The organism is Siphonobacter sp. SORGH_AS_1065 (genome assembly GCF_030818595.1).
Taxonomy (GTDB): Bacteria; Bacteroidota; Bacteroidia; order Cytophagales; family Spirosomataceae; genus Siphonobacter.
Window position 1 is genome coordinate 2789006 of sequence record NZ_JAUTAM010000004.1, and the last position, 18393, is coordinate 2807398.

18 protein-coding genes are annotated in these 18393 nt (G+C 46.7%); 14 read left to right on the forward strand and 4 right to left on the reverse strand.

Annotation, left to right across the window (positions count from 1 at the left end; translation table 11 throughout):
• Window positions 1-116 precede the first annotated feature (116 nt).
• A complete protein-coding gene (locus QE390_RS12240) occupies window positions 117-452 on the reverse strand; it encodes a DUF6660 family protein (RefSeq protein WP_106636245.1) in 336 nt (111 codons plus the stop codon).
• 103 nt (window positions 453-555) lie between these two features.
• Entirely contained in the window at window positions 556-1380 is an 825-nt protein-coding gene (locus QE390_RS12245) for a T9SS type A sorting domain-containing protein (protein ID WP_307142343.1), read from the reverse strand.
• A gap of 377 nt (window positions 1381-1757) precedes the next feature.
• Here QE390_RS12245 and QE390_RS12250 point away from each other — a divergent pair, with 377 nt between their 5' ends.
• A complete protein-coding gene (locus QE390_RS12250; RefSeq protein ID WP_106636247.1) occupies window positions 1758-3629 on the forward strand; it encodes a sensor histidine kinase KdpD in 1872 nt (623 codons plus the stop codon).
• An 88-nt stretch (window positions 3630-3717) separates the two neighbouring features.
• Window positions 3718-4404 carry a response regulator transcription factor gene (locus tag QE390_RS12255; RefSeq protein ID WP_232793650.1) on the forward strand — a complete coding sequence of 229 codons (687 nt, stop codon included), beginning with the start codon at window positions 3718-3720 and terminating at the stop codon, window positions 4402-4404.
• A gap of 355 nt (window positions 4405-4759) precedes the next feature.
• Here QE390_RS12255 and QE390_RS12260 read toward each other — a convergent pair whose 3' ends face one another.
• Entirely contained in the window at window positions 4760-6145 is a 1386-nt protein-coding gene (locus QE390_RS12260; protein ID WP_307142344.1) for a sodium:solute symporter family protein, read from the reverse strand.
• A 251-nt stretch (window positions 6146-6396) separates the two neighbouring features.
• Between QE390_RS12260 and QE390_RS12265 the strand changes: the two genes are divergently transcribed.
• The 8 genes from QE390_RS12265 to QE390_RS12300 all read left to right on the forward strand — a co-directional run bounded on the left by QE390_RS12265 (window position 6397) and on the right by QE390_RS12300 (window position 11312).
• On the forward strand, window positions 6397-6705 hold the full coding sequence (locus tag QE390_RS12265; protein ID WP_106636385.1) for a helix-turn-helix transcriptional regulator: 309 nt from the start codon (window positions 6397-6399) through the stop codon (window positions 6703-6705).
• Window positions 6689-7510: a sulfite exporter TauE/SafE family protein gene (locus tag QE390_RS12270; RefSeq protein WP_307142345.1), complete on the forward strand. Its 822-nt coding sequence runs from the start codon at window positions 6689-6691 to the stop codon at window positions 7508-7510. Before QE390_RS12265 ends, QE390_RS12270 begins: the two co-directional genes overlap by 17 nt.
• A 54-nt stretch (window positions 7511-7564) precedes the next feature.
• Window positions 7565-7870, forward strand: coding sequence for a co-chaperone YbbN (locus tag QE390_RS12275; RefSeq protein ID WP_106636251.1), 306 nt, complete (start codon window positions 7565-7567; stop codon window positions 7868-7870).
• A gap of 113 nt (window positions 7871-7983) precedes the next feature.
• Entirely contained in the window at window positions 7984-8289 is a 306-nt protein-coding gene (gene trxA / locus QE390_RS12280) for a thioredoxin (RefSeq protein ID WP_307142346.1), read from the forward strand.
• Window positions 8290-8336: 47 nt separating this feature from the next.
• Entirely contained in the window at window positions 8337-9734 is a 1398-nt protein-coding gene (locus QE390_RS12285) for a rhodanese-like domain-containing protein (RefSeq protein ID WP_307142347.1), read from the forward strand.
• 47 nt (window positions 9735-9781) lie between these two features.
• Window positions 9782-10342, forward strand: a complete 561-nt coding sequence (locus QE390_RS12290; protein ID WP_307143548.1) for a YeeE/YedE family protein — start codon at window positions 9782-9784, stop codon at window positions 10340-10342.
• A gap of 4 nt (window positions 10343-10346) precedes the next feature.
• Window positions 10347-10820: a YeeE/YedE family protein gene (locus tag QE390_RS12295; RefSeq protein WP_106636253.1), complete on the forward strand. Its 474-nt coding sequence runs from the start codon at window positions 10347-10349 to the stop codon at window positions 10818-10820.
• Between the two features lie 93 nt (window positions 10821-10913).
• Window positions 10914-11312, forward strand: a complete 399-nt coding sequence (locus tag QE390_RS12300) for a DUF983 domain-containing protein (RefSeq protein WP_307142348.1) — start codon at window positions 10914-10916, stop codon at window positions 11310-11312.
• A 114-nt stretch (window positions 11313-11426) separates the two neighbouring features.
• Here the strand turns inward: QE390_RS12300 and QE390_RS12305 are convergent, their stop codons facing one another.
• Entirely contained in the window at window positions 11427-12644 is a 1218-nt protein-coding gene (locus QE390_RS12305; RefSeq protein ID WP_307142349.1) for an NAD(P)/FAD-dependent oxidoreductase, read from the reverse strand.
• A 560-nt stretch (window positions 12645-13204) separates the two neighbouring features.
• Here QE390_RS12305 and QE390_RS12310 point away from each other — a divergent pair.
• From QE390_RS12310 to QE390_RS12325, 4 genes are all read left to right on the forward strand, one after another.
• On the forward strand, window positions 13205-14656 hold the full coding sequence (locus QE390_RS12310; protein WP_106636256.1) for a UDP-N-acetylmuramoyl-L-alanyl-D-glutamate--2,6-diaminopimelate ligase: 1452 nt from the start codon (window positions 13205-13207) through the stop codon (window positions 14654-14656).
• A 110-nt stretch (window positions 14657-14766) separates the two neighbouring features.
• Window positions 14767-15768: an FAD:protein FMN transferase gene (locus QE390_RS12315; RefSeq protein WP_307142350.1), complete on the forward strand. Its 1002-nt coding sequence runs from the start codon at window positions 14767-14769 to the stop codon at window positions 15766-15768.
• Between the two features lie 142 nt (window positions 15769-15910).
• Window positions 15911-16894: an SUMF1/EgtB/PvdO family nonheme iron enzyme gene (locus QE390_RS12320; protein ID WP_307142351.1), complete on the forward strand. Its 984-nt coding sequence runs from the start codon at window positions 15911-15913 to the stop codon at window positions 16892-16894.
• 117 nt (window positions 16895-17011) lie between these two features.
• On the forward strand, window positions 17012-18334 hold the full coding sequence (locus QE390_RS12325) for a Gfo/Idh/MocA family protein (protein WP_106636258.1): 1323 nt from the start codon (window positions 17012-17014) through the stop codon (window positions 18332-18334).
• Window positions 18335-18393 lie beyond the last annotated feature (59 nt).

Consider the following 18393-nt stretch of genomic DNA (forward strand, 5'->3'; position numbering starts at 1 on the left):
ATGAACCGTAGGAAAGCGTAAGAAAGATCAGCGAGCGTAGTTCAGAAAGGCTCAAACGGGCCTGAGAAGGCCTGATTAACCACCAAAAACGTAGCGTATGGACACACTGATCCCTGCTAGGCTTGCATGGGCGGTTGCCAGATGGCGAAGGAATATCCCTGAGGCTGGGAAAGCGTGTACCAAAAGGTAGCCTTGGGATGGAAGGAATAGGATTCAGTAACCGTTAACTCGGGTAGTTGCAGGACGCTGTGAATGAAAATTCCCGTGCAATGACAAACACAAAAGGGCGAGCAAAGGGCATGTTCGCAGTCGTTGTGATGGGGATGATCAGCCGGAGTTAACTGGGTAAGAACGATTGAACGCTCAGGTACAGGCTCATGGTGATGCTCGGTACAGGGAGCTACCGAAAGCATCAGAATGTAGAAAGCCAGCAAGAGTGAACAAATCCGCATGGGGCAAAGATAGCCGATTGGGGCATGCAACAGGGAGGCAAAAAATTTAAAAAAACGCTGAGCAGTTGTCCTGTCAGCGTTTTGTATCGATGAATTTCCAGTTTTATTCAATCACTACTCGTTTCACAGTTCCGTCTTCGCCCTGCGTTACCGTAACGAAGTAAGTACCTTTTTCCGCTTTTTTCGACAGCGTAATCTGACCTACGTATTCGCCTTCAAAATCCTTCACGGTTTCTTTCGCCACTTCCCGACCTTTTACGTCCGTTACCATAATCGTTACATCGCCTTTGGTGGGAGAGGTAAAACGAAGATTCAGGGTTTGATTAAAGGGTCGGTTGGGATACACATTCAGACTACGGACGGTCTTGGATGAACTGGTGCCTTCCCAGGTGAAAACCTGCGGCGAAAGCTTGGGTAAGGAGTTTCGATTGGGTGCATAGTAGCGGAAAGACTGGCTGAATTGATCGCCAAAGTTCTTGCCCCAGCGTTCCATGTTTTGGCCAAAACGTTCCATTTCCTTATCAAACTTTTCCCATTCTCCGCGAGCTAAAGGCTCATCATCGCGGTAAGCTCTGGGAGCACGCGGAGCTTTAGGGGTTCTGGGTGGGGTTGGAGTTTTCGGAGAACGGAAAGACTGAATGCTGAATTCCTGGTTTTCCTGATTAAAATTAGAATCTCCCTCAGATCCAACAGTAATCCGAACACGATCATTATCTGAAGAGGAAGTAGCGTTTAGTGAGTCCAGGAAAGCGTCCAGCTTTACCTGATTTTCAAAGGAACGATCAATGATGTGGCTACGACCATTCCCCGAACGTTCGTAATGGAGACGAAGTTTTTTATTTTCTTTGGATGACTCTTGCTGAGCCAGAGCCGTGCCGGCGGTAGCAATAATAGTAGCGAGAGCTAACATGGGTAAACGCATAGTCATATCGGTTTGGTTATAGATGCCTCAAAGACAAGCCTGCCGTTGATGACGTTGCATGGGAAGGAGGATTTTCTTGAGTACCCTGCCTGCATACTTGTTAAAAATGCTTAAAGGTATAACTTTGACCTGTTCTCCTTGAGAGATTCAGGGGGTAAATTCGTTGTTTAGAGGATAGTTTAATAATGGTTTGAATGTTTGATAGAGTTTGAGGAGGTTTGATAAGGTTGAGTTTTTGAGAAGGTTCGACAGTGCGGTAGCTAAATCTTTTTCTCGAAAGTTTAAAACCGGGGCACACGGCCCTTGGGGAAGTTCAGATGGGTAAGTATCATCAAACCTTCTCAAAAAAAATCAAACTCTTTCAAACGGTTAAGTACTAAAGAATGACGCAGCAGAAGATCCGTTGGTTAGTAGCTCTGATGTCGCTGGCTCTGATTGGGCTGGTGGCCTTTCAGGTGTTTGGCCTGCGGGAAACGCTAAACGCCAAAGCCGAACAGTTTGATGCGACGGTAACTGAGGCCATGGATGCGGTAGTGCATAAACTGGAAAAAACGGAAGTGAGCGTTTTGACGAATAAAAAAATTGAAGCCGAACGCCGCCGGGAGCAGTTACAGCACATCGCCATTCCTCAGGTTCCTGAGAAAGCTCCGGTCATTGCCCAGAAGAAAAAACGCTCGAAGCATGCCGAGAAAACGGATAAGTCGGCAGATCCGGCGACGATCTTACGATACGCCACTTCATCTCCCATTGTGCAGCAGTTTGAGTTTTATGGACGGACCAAGGTTTCTTCAGACGTATTAGGCCGGCCCGGAGGTGTATTAACCGATGCAGAATTACATTACATCGAAGAATATTACCGGAATGACATTCCTACCCAGTCAACCGAACGTTCGCGGGAGGAGCTGGAAAAAACCTATGAGGAAACGGTGTTCCGAAACCTGCCCCGGGACCTACAGATAGCCAAAAGTAGAAAGGATTCGTTGGGACGACTTTTATCAAGTCGGGTGATTGGAAAGAGTAAAAGGGCCGCCCCGAAAGAGCAAAAAACGACAAGAACCACTACTGCTTCTAAATCCAAAACTGCGGTAACCCGCCGACTGAAACGTATTGATTCTACCAGAAATCTGAAGAAAACGGAATACGAAAAAGCGACGCAGAAATCGCAGATTATGCGGGAGGTCTTTCTGGACCTGTTGACGAATGACCGACCTTTAGATCAGCGGATTGATACGGATATTCTCGATTCATTATTACGGCATGAATTCGTGGCCCGGGGCATTGACCTGCCTTTTGAGTATGGGTATCGCTCCGATGATCATCCCCACGATTTTGTTTATACGTCATCGCCCGGTTACCGGGAAGATCGTTTGTTAGCAGGGTATAGCATGCAGCTTTTCCCTTCTGATTTATTGGCAACCGACAATGTACTGTTTGTGTATTTTCCTGAACGCCAAAGTTATCTGGCGGAACAAATCTGGACGACCTTGATAAGCTCTGTCATATTAATTCTAGTCATGGGAGGCTGTTTTTACTTCGCCATGAGCACCATTCTTCGTCAGAAAAAACTGTCTGATATGAAGAATGATTTTATCAATAATATGACCCACGAATTCAAAACGCCGGTTTCGACCATTTCTCTGGCTACGCAAATGCTGGAGGATGACGCTGTTGCCGCGTCGCCGACGATGCTGCGGCGTTACTTGGGTATTATTCGTGATGAGAACCAGCGGTTAGGCTCTCAGGTTGAAAAGGTATTGCAGGCAGCTCGTTTTGATCGGGGAGAAGTGAAAATGAATCGGGAGAAAACCGATATGCATGAGCTGATTGAAACCGTAGTTCATAGCTTAAGCCCGCAAATTGAAGCCCGAAATGGTAACTTGCAAACTTACCTAAGAGCAAGTAACCCCACGATTGTGGGCGATGAAGTGCATTTAACCAATCTAATTTTTAACTTGCTCGATAACGCCATTAAGTATTCCGGCGAAGTAACGGATGTGCTGGTAAGTACTGACAATACCAATCAGGGCTTAAGAATTACGATTGCTGATCAGGGAATCGGGATGAATAAAGAAGCGTTGAAACACATTTTCGAACAGTTTTATCGCGTTCCCACGGGTAATGTGCACGACGTAAAAGGCTTTGGTTTAGGGCTTAGTTACGTTAAAAAGATCGTAGATGAACACAAGGGCACGATCAAAGTAGACAGCACGCCCGGCAAAGGAAGTACTTTTGAGATTACCTTACCGTTTGAATAATAAAAAGTGTTTTGACACTACCGATTGATAACAAGACAACCTATTTTTTGATAAGTGTCTACATCGGAGTTAATTAATGACAGCAACTATGAAAATCCTGCTCGCTGAAGACGACCCAAACCTCGGAACCTTATTACAGGAATATTTGACTTTGAAGGGTTATCCCGCTGATCTGGCCCGTGACGGGGACGAAGCCCTGAATCAGTTTGTCAAGCAGGAGTATGATCTCTGTATTTTCGACGTAATGATGCCTAAGAAAGACGGCTTCACGTTGGCGAAAGAAATCCGTCAGGCGAACGCCGATATTCCCATTATTTTCCTGACAGCCAAGGCAATGAAAGAGGATACGCTGCAAGGTTTCCGACTCGGTGGGGATGATTATCTGACGAAGCCATTCAATATGGAAGAACTGGTCGCCCGGATGGAAGCCATTCTTCGACGGAGTCAGAAAAATGATCAGAAAGACCAGAAATCGAACCGTATTTTCCAGATTGGTAACCTGACTTTTGATTCGGAACGGCAAACCCTGACGCACGGCGAAGAGTCGCAAAAACTGACCAGCCGGGAAGCGGAGTTACTAAAGATTTTCTGCCAGCACCTCGGGCAGCCGCTGAGCCGTAGTTATATCCTGAAAGCCATTTGGGGTGATGATAGTTATTTCAACGCCCGAAGCATGGATGTGTATCTGACGAAAATTCGTAAATACCTACGGCCCGACGAACGCATTCAGCTCATTAATCTTCACGGCGAAGGCTTTAAAATGATTGTGGATTAATGGAATTAATAGTTGCTGGTTATTCGTCTCAACCTATTTCTTTATTATCTCTGGCGTAGGTTAGATATAATTTGTGCACGAAGGTAGAGACGCGACTTTATCGCTTCTGGGAAGAGGCGGTTTTAGTTACTAATTGGGATTAAAAATCCTTGGCAGATGGCTTTCGGATTACAAATCCGAAAGAGCGTGCTTGACCCTTTATGTATAGACGCGACTTCATCACGTCTGGCCGGCAAATGAGAATACGTTAAATCGTAGCAAAAACCGGCCTCTACCCAGACGCGATGAAATCGCTTCTCTACAGGAATGCTCGATGCTATCAAAAAAAATAGGATGCTAATCCGGGGAAGCGAGATTAGGGCGTTTTTAAAGAAAATTTCCATCCAAACGAACCCACTACCATTCCCAGAACACTTCCGGCCAACCCGTATAAAATCGGGTTAATACTGGTTTCTGCGGCGACGGCTACGAGCCAGGCTATAAGCCCTACACTCATGGAAAGCAGGCAACCCGCAAGCGAGGCTTTCTTCCAATATAAACCCGCTGTCATGGGAATAAAGAGCGAAACGAGACTAAACGCCGAGGATTCGCCCACCAACTCAAACACATTCTGACGGTCCAGAGCCATCAGGACCGAAGCTGCTGTAACGCCGATTACCGAAAGACGAATGGTCAGTAATAATTTCTGATCGGATAAAGAGGGGAGAAAAGGGCGAACCAGATTTTCACCAATGACGGCTGCCGGAGCCAGAATAGCCCCCGAAGTGGTACTTAGTAAAGCCGAAATCAAGGCTCCGAAAAACAGAATCTGAACGGCCATAGGGGCGTGCTGTAAAACCATATTGGGCAGTAACATCTGCAAATCGCCCTTTAATAAGTCGGGGTGTAATTGCACAGCCATCAAACCAATGAAAAGTGGGAATAAAGCAACCGTCCAGTATAATACTCCCGCAGTTACGGCGGAGCGAACGGCGGTTTTCGCATCTTTTGCGGCCATTACCCGCTGAAAAACATCTTGCTGGGGAATGGAACCCAACCCGATGGTAATCCAGGCTACGAAATATTCCAGAGATTCGTTCAGGGAAAAACTTCGCGGAATAACCCGGAAAAAGCCTTGGGGTTGTTGCTGAATAACCGCCGAAAGCCCATTCGATTCATTTAAAAGAATAACGGCGAGAATGATTAATCCGGTAATAAGAATGATGTTATGCAGAAAGTCCGTAATCGACACGGACCACATACCGCCCGTTAAGGTATAAATCATCACCAAACCCGCTCCCGCCCAGATACCCGTGGTCATGGGTAAATCAAAAACCGTTTGTCCAATGATACTCATCGAAACCAATTGAGCGGCAATCCAGCCAAAATAAGAGGGCACAATGAGTAAAGCCGAAAGTAGCTCAGCAGATTTGCCAAAGCGTAAACCAAAGAAATCGCAGAAGGTAATGATGTTCCAGCGGTAAAAAATTCGGGCGTAAAATAAACCGACCAGAATGAGGCATAACCCTGCCCCGAACGGGTCCTCAATGACACCCAGGAACCCTTCTTCCACAAATCGTCCCGGTGCTCCCATCATGGTTTCGGAACCGAACCAGGTAGCGAAGGTTACCATCGAAGCCAGACCAAACCCCAGTTTCCTTCCCGCTAATACAAAGTCCTCCGTATTACTAACCCGCCGAGAAGCCCACAGCCCCACGCCGAGGTTCAGGATTAAATAAAGAATAATGGAGGCAATGAGCATCGGGAAGGAGTTAATGCTTTCAAACGAAAAGTAAAAATAATAGCAATTCCATAGACTGGTGCGAGATGGCCGTCTTGTCCCCACAATTCGGTAGTTTCTTCATTACTTTCTGGTTTTACGGCCGATAGAAATCAGCCATAGATCAGGTAATAGAATAAGAATCTCGCACTAGCGGGTATAAGTTACAATCACAGGAATATGATTATATGAAAATATGTTCATATATTTGGGGCGATTGTTACGCACTATTTATGACGATTACCGAAAAAATTAATAGTAAAGAGAAGCTTGAAAAAGCAGCCTTTATTCTAAAAACCGTCGCCCATCCGACTCGATTGGCGATTATTGAACTACTGGGAACCAACGATCGACTCAGCGTGAATGAACTCAGTCGCTTGCTGGATTGCGAGCAGTCGCTGTTGTCGCATCATCTCATTAACATGAAACTCAAAGGAATCCTACAGGCTGAACAGGAAGGTCAGAGTCGATATTATTCGCTGAAAGAACGCGACGTACTAAAGCTGATCGCCTGCATTGAGAACTGTGAGTGTAGTATGTAGGATGGTGGAGTTAGTAGGATTAGCAATAGCCGTCCTGATTGGACTGTTATTGAGTTTGTTAGGTGGCGGTGGGTCCATTCTGACGGTGCCCGTGCTGGTATATTTATTCAAGGTACCTCCACCGATTGCCACGGCGTATAGCCTCTTAATTGTAGGCTCGGCCTCACTGATTGGTTCGATTGATTATTTGCGACGGGGATTATCCAGCCCGAAAACGGCTTTATTCTTCTCGTTTCCATCCTTTATGATGGTCTTTATTTCGCGAAAATTTCTTGTTCCGGCTTTGCCCGAAGTGATCTGGCAGTCTGGAAACTGGGTACTGACGAAGGATTTATTAATGATGTTACTCTTTGCCGTGCTGATGGTATTATCGGCTCAGTCGATGATTCGCGGACGGCGGAAGGAACGAGTGGATACGGGCGAAGAAATTCGCAAACGGCTGAATTACCCACTGATTTTCGTGGAAGGTTTATTAGTAGGAACCTTAACGGGTTTTGTGGGCGTGGGCGGTGGCTTTTTGATTATTCCGGTATTAGCCAACTTCGTAAAGTTACCGATGAAACTCGCCGTTGGAACTTCTTTGCTGATTATCGCGATTAACTCCTGTATTGGTTTTCTCGGCGATCTGGGTCAGCATGAGATGGACTGGCTGTTTTTGCTGAAGTTTACCAGCTTAACCTGGCTGGGGGTAGTCGTCGGAACGGGCTTGTCCCGGCAAATTCCGGGACAGGTATTGAAACCCGCTTTTGGCTGGTTTACGCTCCTGATGGGAACGGGGATTCTGATAAAAGAGTTAGTCTTTTAAATCACTTTTAAGTATAGATTTTGTAATTGAAAAGGCCACGGCCTACGGATTAATATGAACGGAACATTTGAAGAAATTATCAACTCAGAAGAGCCTGTATTACTGGAGTTTTACACGGAATGGTGTAAACCCTGTAAGAAGATGGCCCCGCATTTGAATACGGTTGCCGAGATTTTCGGGCAGGATCTGACGATCATCAAGATTGATGCTGAGAAGAATATGACGTTGAAGAAGCACCTGAAAGTCGATTCAGTACCTACGCTGATTTTATACCAACGGGGTAAATTACTCTGGCGTCAGGCGGGTGGTGTGTACGCTGATAAGCTGGAACGAATCATTCGCGAAAAGGTACGATTTTAGTAGAATGAGTTTAGGGTTTGTGGGTTTTGTGTTGTTATTCAGGAGTCATGCTTCTTAAACTCAAAACCCTAAACAGATAAACCCAAAACATCAATTCTTAAACGAATAAAGCCATGAATGGTAACTTTCAGCAACTCATCGCTTCTGAGAAACCCGTATTAGTTGACTTTTTCGCCGAATGGTGTGGGCCTTGTAAAATGATGGCCCCTTACCTCAAAGCGGTAAAAGATAAAATGGGAGAAGAACTGACGATTGTCAAAATTGATATTGACAAAAACCCGGCTCTGGCTTCCCAGTTAAAAATCCAATCGGTTCCCACGATGGTGTTATACCAGCGGGGCCAGCAGCTTTGGCGACAGTCGGGCGTGTTATCTGCTCAACAGATCGAGCAGGTGGTCCGACAAAATGCGAGGAACTAACCTAGGGGCAGGAGTAGTTGCCTGCCTCACCCTTCATCAGTTACCTTATGATCATCGAACAATTATATACCGGATGTCTGGCTCAGGGAGCCTATTACATTCAGGTAGGAAATGAAGCGGCCATTATTGATCCGCTTCGCGAAGTTCAGACCTACATTAACAAGGCTTCTCGCAACGGAGCTACGATCAAGTACATTTTTGAGACGCATTTTCACGCTGACTTCGTGTCGGGCCACGTGGATTTGTCGGCTAAAACCGGAGCTCCCATTATTTATGGCCCGAACGCCAAACCCGCTTTTGAAGCCACGATTGCAACGGACGGGCAAGAATTTAAATTAGGTGATCATACCCTGAGATTACTGCATACACCCGGACATACGATGGAGTCCAGCTGTATTTTATTACTGGATGAAACGGGTAAGGAAAAAGCCGTTTTCACTGGCGATACCTTGTTTATTGGAGACGTAGGCCGGCCCGATTTAGCCCAGAAAGCGGATCTTACGCAGGATGATTTGGCGGGATTTTTATATGAATCCTTGCGTTCCAAACTGTTACCGTTACCTAACGAGGTAATCGTTTATCCGGCTCACGGAGCGGGCTCGGCTTGTGGTAAAAATATGAGCAAAGAAACCTTCGATACGCTGGGTCACCAGAAAGAGGTTAACTACGCTTTGCAACCACAAACCAAAGAACAGTTCATTGAAGCCGTGACGGATGGGTTAACTCCACCACCGGCTTATTTCCCGGAAAATGTTCGTCTGAACAAAGAAGGCATTGAACCCGTGGAGAAAGTATTGAAGCGTGGCAACCAGCCTTTGTCCCCCGAAGCGTTCGAAGCCGTAGCTAATACTGAAGGAGCGTTGGTGCTGGATACCCGCAAACCGCAGGAATTCAGTAAAGCGTTCATTCCAAGAAGTATTAACATTGGCATTGACGGCGATTTTGCTCCCTGGGTCGGAACGCTCATTCCCGATATTAATCAGCCGCTATTGCTGGTGACTGCCCCTGGTCGGGAGGAAGAAGTAATCACTCGGCTGAGTCGCGTAGGGTACGATCAGGTATTGGGTTTCCTGCAGGGCGGTATGGATAGCTGGCTTGCGGACGGGAGAGAAACCGATGCCATTGAATCTATTCACGCGGAAACATTTGCTGAACGATTTGCAAACGAAGAGGTAATCGTCAAAGACGTTCGGAAGCCGTCCGAATACGAAGTCGCTCACGTAGCGGGTGCGGAAAATACGCCTTTAGCATCCTTGAGCGACCATATGGCTGAATTTCCCAAAGATCAGCCTTTCTACGTACACTGTGCCGGCGGCTATCGATCTATGATTGCGGCTTCTATTCTAAAAGCTCGGGGATACGATCAGGTTCGGGAAGTAGCCGGCGGATTTGGAGCTATTGCGAAAACGAGTGTAGCAACCGAAAGTGGAGAAATGATTTCCTAAAACTCACGGCCCGTATGTTTCATGCGGGCCATTTTTCTAACAAAATGATGGAATGGCTCACCCGACCTTGGCCCTGGTATGTGGCCGGGCCACTGATTGGACTAACAGTTCCGGCTTTGCTTTTGCTAGGCAATAAAACCTTCGGAATTTCTTCTTCCCTGCGTCACATCTGTGCGGCCTGTCTGCCCGCCGGAATTCCTTTCTTTCAGTATAACTGGAAAAAAGAAAGCTGGAATCTGGTGTTTGTAGTTGGGGTTTTGGTGGGTGGTATCCTCGCCGGACTTTTCCTGAAAAACCCAGAGCCTATCGTAGTAGCTTCAGCAACGAAAGCAAGCTTACAAACGATGAACGTGCATGATTTTCAGGGATTGATACCGGAAGACGTATTTAACTGGTCGGCGTTAACAAGTGTTCGCGGCTTTATTCTAATGGTAGTGGGTGGTTTTCTGGTGGGATTCGGAACTCGCTGGGCGGGAGGCTGTACGTCTGGTCATGCCATTATGGGCTTGTCTAATTTGCAATGGCCTTCGTTAATTGCAACCATTTGCTTTATGATTGGTGGATTTCTCATGACCTGGTTTGGTTTACCTTACATTTTTACTCTCTAAAAATATGGAGACAAAAACGGAAGAATTTACCCCGGAAGTGAAGACGCAACGCCCAAATGAGGTTTCATTACGATCGCTCTGGGCGTATGGAGTCATCGGCATCCTTTTTGGTATTGTTTTTGTGAAGGCAGAAATTGTTTCCTGGTTCCGAATTCAGGAAATGTTCCGGCTGGATAGTTTTCACATGTATGGGGTGATTGGCTCGGCAGTGATGACGGGTATGATTTCAGTATTCCTCATCAAACGCTATCATGCGAAAGCCTTAACGGGCGAGAAAATCGTAATCCCGGCGAAGGTATTTCAGCCCGGTCAGATTTACGGAGGTTTATTATTCGGCTTCGGCTGGGCTTTGACCGGAGCTTGTCCTGGCCCGTTGTTCGCTCAAATCGGAGCGGGTTATAGCGTGGTAATCGTTACCTTGTTTGCTGCTTTGGCAGGAACCTGGACGTACGGAGCTCTACGGCGGTATTTACCCTAAAGTGATATTTATCATTGATTAAAATGATGATCAGCCGTAACCTTGTAGCGTATTCCACGGCGATTGAAACCCAACCGTCAAACATCAGAACTTATGAAACGGAGTAAATTAGAAGCCGTAGCAGGCGGGTGTTGTCCCCGTTGTCGCGAAGGAAAGCTATTTAAATACCCTGTCTGGAAACTGACAAAGTTCGACCAGATGCACAAATATTGTCCTACCTGTGGTTTACGTTTCGAACGCGAACCGGGCTTTTTTATCGGAGCCATGTACGTTAGTTATGGGCTAACAACAGGAATCATTCTGGCTACGGCTGTCGTGCTCTTTTACTTATTCAACGACCCTTCTCCTTTTGTATACATTGGCGTTTCTATTAGTTTAATCATTCTGTCCGTACCTTTTACTTTTCGAGCCTCAAGGATTATCTATATACACCTGTTCTCAGATGTGAGTTATGAGGAAAACCCTCCAAAAATTGAACATGCCGATTCCTGAACTAATACGTAGAGACGCGATTGATCGCGTCTTTTTTGCGTCAAGTCTTTGGGGAATCATTTAAAGTAAAATGCTCCTAACCCAGACGCGATCAATCGACGTTTCTACGATTGATTATAATCCAATAGATTGACCCGCTATCCAGGCCGTTGTCCAGGCAGCCTGAAAGTTATAGCCCCCGGTAATGCCGTCAATATCAAGTATTTCACCCGCGAAAAACAAGCCCGGAACAATCTTGCTTTCCAGCGTTTTAGGGTTAATCTCGGAGAGCGTTACGCCGCCGCAGGTAACAAATTCCTCCTTGAACGTTGTTTTACCCTGTACCTCAAAAGCATTATTGGTAAGCATTTCAAAGAGGCGATTGAACGGTTTTCCGTTGAGATCAACCCACCGTAACTGTTCTGAAATTTCTACCTCCGCCAGTAACGTTCGCCAAAGTCGATTTGGAATCTGAAAAGGAGCAACGGTACCTAATTGTTTGGCCGAATTAAGTTTCTTAAACGCTTCGAGAGCCGTTCGAGCATCTTCCGACTTCTGATTCGTCCAATTTACCAGACAAGTAAATCGGTAATTATTCTCTTCCAGTTCGCGAGCTGCCCAGGCCGATAGTTTCAGAACCGCCGGGCCGCTTAATCCCCAATGGGTTAAGAGCACAGGTCCTTCGTGCTGGAACTTGGTACTGGAAATACGAACGAGAGCTTCATTGACCGAGATTCCTGATAAATCACGTGTAAAGGAATCCGGTAGATTAAAAGTGAAAAGGGAAGGAACGGGAGGTGTAATGGCAATCCCAAGCTCACTCAGCCAGTCGTACCCGGTTATCTGTGGATGTCCACCCGTGGTAACCAGCACGCGATCCGCCTGAAAAATTTGTCCTTCATTAAGCGTTAACCGAAAACCTTCTTCCGTTTTCTGGATGGCTTTAATAGCCGTACTTAGATGCAATTCAACACCCGCGTTTTTGGCCTGAAGCTGTAAACAGCGAACAATGGTTTCAGAGTAGTCGGAAGCGGGGAACATCCGGCCATCGGGTTCCGTTTTGAGGGGAACACCCCGGCTTTGAAACCACTCGATGGTGTGTTGATTGGAGAAACGAGGGAAGAGATTTTTGAGAAATTTAGCTCCTCTGGGGTAACCCTTGAGCAAATCTGGAATAGTCGCCGCGGCATTGGTCACGTTGCAACGCCCGCCGCCCGAAATCCGCACTTTGGAAAGTACGTTTCTACTTTTTTCAAATAAGACCACCCGAGCTTCTGGAAAGGCCTCAGCAGCACTGATCGCCCCAAAGAATCCGGCAGCTCCACCACCAATAATCGCAATTGTTTTTTTCACGAGACAAAGGTAAGGGGAGTTTTCAGTTTTCAGTTTTGGGTTTTGAGTTTTGAGCGGCCGCCGCTGCGGTTTTGAGTTTTGAGTTTTGAGTTTTGAGTTGGAAAGAGAAAACCCGTAAAGGTAGGGGAGAGGATTGGAAATGAGAATAGTAACCCCGGAGGGGTTTAATATGAATAGCCCCGGGTGCAACCCGGGGTGAGATGAAAGGTAAATAGACCGGGTCTGGATGGACCCGGTCTGGATAGCTCCGGATGTTAATGCGGGGGGACAGGCGGGTAGGTTAACGCACTTACGAATTCCCCCCGCCCTGGGTAGTGTCCTCACCAGCCATTACTAAAAATCTAGTGGTGGGTGAGCATACTAGCCAGGGCGGAGAGGGGGCTTTCGTTACGATTTAAATGATTTCCATTCCCCAGCCAGACGCGATGAAATCGTGTCTCTACAAAAGCGGATAAACCGTTCATTCAACGGAAAACTGCCTACCGAAAACAGCAAACTTAAAAACTGCTCCGTACTTTTGAGCATCCCACAGCGTCACGCTGTGGATCAACGCCTGTATTATGCTTCTAAAAGACATCCTTTATAAAGTTTCACTGGAGGCGGTGGCGGGTTCCACCGATCTGGAAATCCATACCATTACCTTCGATTCGCGTAAGGTCGTTCCCGGAAGTTTATTCGTAGCCATTCCCGGAACGCAGGTCGATGGCCATCAATTCATTCCAAAAGCGATTGAACTGGGAGCCAGTGCCATTTTGTGCGAACACCTGCCCGAAGAATTACACGAAAACGTTACCTACATTCAGTCGAAGGATGCCTCCCGAGCGATGGGCTTTGCGGCGGCTAATTTCTACGGTCAGCCTTCCACCAAATTAAAGCTCATTGGTGTTACCGGAACGAATGGAAAAACGACCACGGTAACCCTGCTTTTTCGCTTATTTCGGGCCTTAGGCCACCGGTGTGGGTTGATTTCTACCGTTCAGAATCAGGTAGAAGACGAAGTAATACCAAGTACACACACCACCCCGGATTCGTTAACACTCAATGCCTTACTGGCAGAAATGTTGAGCAAAGGCTGCACGCATGTGTTCATGGAGGTATCTTCCCACGCCGTAGTGCAGGAGCGTATTGCGGGCGTGCAGTTTGCGGGCGGCATCTTCACCAACATTACCCACGATCACCTCGATTTTCACAAGACATTCGACAGTTACATCAAAGCCAAAAAGGGCTTTTTCGATCAGTTGCCCAAGACAGCTTTTGCACTGGTGAATGCTGATGATCCGCGAGGCCGGATTATGGTGCAGAATACAGTAGCTCGCCGCGAGACGTTCTCTTTAGAAACCGGAGCCAGTTTTAAAGGTAAAATTCTCTCCGATTCCATCTACGGACTGGAAATGGAAGTAGACCAAAAACAGGTTCATTTCCAGTTAATAGGCAATTTCAACGCCTATAACATACTCGGTGTGTATGGAACGGCAATATTGTTAGGTGAAGATCCCGAAGAAACCTTAACCCAATTATCCGCCATTCATCCACCCGCCGGACGTTTTGAGCAAGTCGTTTCTCCCGATCATATCGTCGGCATCGTGGATTATTCCCACACGCCCGATGCCCTGAAAAATGTGTTGGAAACCATCGTTGAATTACGCGAAGGCAACGAGCAAATCATCACTGTGGTGGGTTGTGGCGGAAATCGGGATGCCACCAAACGTCCTGAAATGGCCCGCATTGCCTGCCAGTTTTCTGATCAGGTTATTCTGACATCGGATAACCCTCGCAATGAAGAACCGGAAGCCATTCTGGAGGATATGAAGAAAGGAATTCCGTCGGATACCTCCGCCGAAGTTACCATTTTGGTGGATCGTAAAGAGGCGATAGCTAAAGCCGTTGCGATGGCTAAACCCAAAGATGTCATCCTGGTAGCTGGAAAAGGACATGAAACCTACCAAGAAATCAAAGGCGTAAAAAATCACTTCGATGATCGGGAGGTATTGCGTGAATTATTCCAGAAATAAGTAATTATATAAAGAATTGAAGAAAAAGTTACCTGTATTCGCGGGTAACTTTTTCTGTTATACGCTCACTTATCTGTACTTTCGTAGGCTTAAATCCTCTGATCTAACCAGTGAAAAAAATTCTTTGCCTCGGAGTTATCTTGCTCTGCCTGAATAATGTAACGTGGGCTCAACGCCGTAAGCTTATCTTCCAGCAGCCTAAAATGGGCTCAATGTTTACCATTCAGGTGTGGTCCTCCGATTCCCTTAAAGCCGCCACCGCTGCCAGCCAGGCTTTTCTGATGGTTGACTCCCTAAATCAAGTATTTAGTGATTACAATCCTGACTCTGAATTAAGTAAGTTAAACAGAACGGCGGGTTCCAGTACCGAAGTAAAGGTTTCGCCTGCTCTGTGGGATATTTTAAGTATATCCAAAGAAGCATGGGAGAAAAGCTCAGGGTGGTTTGATGTAACCGTTGGACAGTTAACCCTGCTCTGGCGACAATCCCGAAAAGAGGAAAAGTTGCCTCCGGTAGAAACCTTGAAAAAGGCTATTCAAACGGTTGGAGCGGAGTCTTTGCTACTAAATAAAGCCAAACAAACCGTTCAACTGAAACGACCTGGAACGAAACTGGATTTAGGGGGGATTGGCAAAGGATATGCTGCTCAGCGAATGCTGGAAATGATGAAAAAGGCGGGTTTCGAGGAAAGCCTGTGTGATGCCGCGGGGAACATGGCCATTGGCAAAAATCCTTCAGGTGGCTGGAAGATTGGCGTGGAATGGCCCGGACAACGGGATCAGTTACTGGAAAACTGGTTGGTATTAAACGAAACGGCGATCTCTACTTCCGGCGATGTCTATCAGTCGGTGACCATTAACGGCAAGACGTATTCTCATATCGTTTCTCCTAAAAATGGATTGGGCGTTACGTATCAGCGTCAGGTGACGATATTGTCGAAAGATGCGGCTCATGCCGATTGGTTATCAACGGCCTGTTACCTTTTACCCGCTGAAAAAGCTATGCAACTGGCGAAATCCGAACGGGCCGAAATTCTGATTATCGATAAGCAAAAATCAGGTTTTAAAACTATAGCCTCCGAAGGTTTTAAAAAACTGCTCAAAGAAGAGTAGTTTTCAGGCAGTGTTTTCTATTACTGACATAGAGTTGTGAGTTTGGAGTTTAGTGTTTTGAGTTCAGGGTTGCCAGAGGTAATGAACTCAAAACGCTAAACTCCAAACTCACAACGTTCGTAAACCTCTTAAACATTTTATTGTGTTCACTTTTGCTCGAAATACGTTTCGCATGCTCTCCTGCGGTGCGTTTGTACTAGGATTATCATATTCAAATGTTCAGGCTCAGGCGGTTGAAGGAAAACCTTACGAACAGGAACTTCCGGGCTTACCGATCAAAATAAAAATGCAGCCCATCCCTGCTGGAGAATACCTGATGGGAAGTCCGGCGACGGAAACGGGTCGACACCCCGATGAAGGACCACAGGTAAAGGTGAAAGTTGAACCGTTCTGGATGGCCGCCACTGAAATTACGCACGATCAGTTTTTCCCCTTCCGTTTTGACGATAAAGACGCTCAACCCAAGCCCGACGCCATTTCCCGGCCTACGGCTCAATACATTGACTTAACCTGGGGCATGGGTAAAGAAGGTGGTTTCCCCGCCAATTCCATGCAGCCTTACACGGCTATTACCTATTGCAAATGGTTATGGAAAAAAACCGGAATTTTCTACCGCTTACCTACCGAAGCCGAGTGGGAATATGCCTGCCGTGCGGGAAGCAAAACCATGTATCCTACGGGTGTGCAGGCTTCTACGATGGCTCAGTTCGCCTGGTATGAAAGCAACAGTAAGGAGGCTTACCACAAAGTAGCTCAGAAAAAACCGAATGCCTTTGGTTTGTACGACATGCTCGGAAACGTCGCCGAATGGACGATGGACATGTACGACGCAAAATATTTTGAGAAACTAGCTGCCAAACCTGAAAGCAGTTTCTTCATTCAACGCACTTCACCCCGGGCGTATCACACCGCTCGCGGCGGGAGTTATCAGAGTAAAGCCGCCGACTTACGTTGTGCCGAGCGTTTAGCTCAGGTGGAAGAATGGAACCGTCGGGATCCGCAGGTACCCCGTTCCAAGTGGTGGCTTACCGATGGTGATTACGTGGGTTTCCGGATTGTCCGCCCGGTGAAACAACCCAGCCAGGAAGAAGCCGAAGCCTTCTTCGCCAAAATGCTTGGACAGTAATTCTCGTTGATAGTTATTGGTTGAGAGTGGTTAGTAAAATTTCAGTAGATGCTTCATTGGCACCCAACAACTCATTAACCAGCAACCTCAAAAGTATCTTCTAAACCAAACCGTTCTATGAACAAAGATTTTCAATCTCGCCGTGATTTTGTGAAAGCAGGATCATTTCTAGCGGGCGGACTTTTAGCCGCTCCGCTAACTTCAAACGCTGGTAATCTCTTCAATAGCAGCGTTGCCGACGAAATCAAAGTTGCCCTGATTGGTTGCGGGGGCCGTGGCTCTGGAGCTGCCGTGCAGGCCTTGTTAACCAAGCAAAACGTAAAGCTGGTAGCGGTAGCCGATGCCTTTGCTGATCGTCTGGAAAATGCCGTTAAGAATATTACCGAAAACCTGACGGCTTCTGGTAATGCCAACCGCATTGCCATTGGTGATAACAAATTCGTTGGTTTCGATGCCTACACCAAAGCCATTCCATTGGCTGATGTAGTGATTCTGGCCACGCCTCCTGGTTTCCGCCCCATTCATTTTGAGGAAGCGGTGCGTCAGGGAAAACATATTTTCATGGAAAAACCCGTAGCGACCGATCCGGCGGGCGTTCAGAAAGTATTAACGGCGGCGGCTGAAGCGAAGAAGAAAAAGCTGAACGTCGTGGTGGGTTTACAGCGTCATTATCAGAATTCGTACCGGGCTTTGTTGAAAAATAAGGCTATGATCGGAGACATCGTTTCGGGGAATGTATACTGGAATAACGACGGTGTTTGGGTAAATCCAAGAAAAGACGGCCAGACCGAAATGGAATATCAGATGCGTAACTGGTATTACTTCAACTGGTTATGTGGCGATCATATCAACGAACAGCATATTCACAATATCGATGTATTTAACTGGTTCAAAGGTGGTTATCCCGTTCGAGCTAAAGGTACAGGTGGACGCGAAGTGCGAAAAGGAAAGGACTACGGCGAGATTTTCGATCACCACCACGTAGAATTTGAATACGCCGACGGAACCATTCTGAATTCAGAGTGTCGGCATATCAAAGGTACCTGGGCGAAAGTAGACGAAATCATCTTGGGTACTAAAGGAAAAATCCTTTGCGATGACGCCAAGATCGTGGATTACAAAGGAAAACCTTTGTTCCAATTCAACAAAAAGACGGATAATAACCCGTATCAAACCGAGCACGATGAGTTATTCGCCGCCATTGCCAAAGGTGAATACAAATTCGCCGATGCCGAGAATGGAGCCAAGTCAACGATGACGGCCATTCTGGGCCGGCTGGCAACCTATTCAGGTCAAATCATCGAATGGGATACGGCTCTGATGTCAGGTTTGAGTTTGCAACCTTCTGAATACAGTTGGGATGCGAAAATGCCTTTAAATCCCGATTCTAATGGCTTATATCCAGTAGCAGTTCCGGGGGTTACCAAGTATTTTGTATAGTCCTTTTCATGGGACCGAAAAGAGCGTAGCCTGGATACAGGTTATGCTCTTTTTTTATG

Excerpts from the sequence above, each read along its gene's own strand:
- trxA (WP_307142346.1), top strand. The coding sequence starts at position 7,984 with ATGAATGGTAACTTTCAGCAACTCATCGCTTCTGAGAAACCCGTATTA.
- QE390_RS12250 (WP_106636247.1), top strand. The coding sequence starts at position 1,758 with ATGACGCAGCAGAAGATCCGTTGGTTAGTAGCTCTGATGTCGCTGGCT.
- QE390_RS12260 (WP_307142344.1), bottom strand. The coding sequence starts at position 6,145 with ATGCTCATTGCCTCCATTATTCTTTATTTAATCCTGAACCTCGGCGTG.
- QE390_RS12285 (WP_307142347.1), top strand. The coding sequence starts at position 8,337 with ATGATCATCGAACAATTATATACCGGATGTCTGGCTCAGGGAGCCTAT.
- QE390_RS12245 (WP_307142343.1), bottom strand. The coding sequence starts at position 1,380 with ATGACTATGCGTTTACCCATGTTAGCTCTCGCTACTATTATTGCTACC.
- QE390_RS12325 (WP_106636258.1), top strand. The coding sequence starts at position 17,012 with ATGAACAAAGATTTTCAATCTCGCCGTGATTTTGTGAAAGCAGGATCA.
- QE390_RS12240 (WP_106636245.1), bottom strand. The coding sequence starts at position 452 with ATGCGGATTTGTTCACTCTTGCTGGCTTTCTACATTCTGATGCTTTCG.
- QE390_RS12290 (WP_307143548.1), top strand. The coding sequence starts at position 9,782 with ATGGAATGGCTCACCCGACCTTGGCCCTGGTATGTGGCCGGGCCACTG.
- QE390_RS12300 (WP_307142348.1), top strand. The coding sequence starts at position 10,914 with ATGAAACGGAGTAAATTAGAAGCCGTAGCAGGCGGGTGTTGTCCCCGT.
- QE390_RS12295 (WP_106636253.1), top strand. The coding sequence starts at position 10,347 with ATGGAGACAAAAACGGAAGAATTTACCCCGGAAGTGAAGACGCAACGC.
- QE390_RS12255 (WP_232793650.1), top strand. The coding sequence starts at position 3,718 with ATGAAAATCCTGCTCGCTGAAGACGACCCAAACCTCGGAACCTTATTA.
- QE390_RS12275 (WP_106636251.1), top strand. The coding sequence starts at position 7,565 with ATGAACGGAACATTTGAAGAAATTATCAACTCAGAAGAGCCTGTATTA.
- QE390_RS12310 (WP_106636256.1), top strand. The coding sequence starts at position 13,205 with ATGCTTCTAAAAGACATCCTTTATAAAGTTTCACTGGAGGCGGTGGCG.
- QE390_RS12265 (WP_106636385.1), top strand. The coding sequence starts at position 6,397 with ATGACGATTACCGAAAAAATTAATAGTAAAGAGAAGCTTGAAAAAGCA.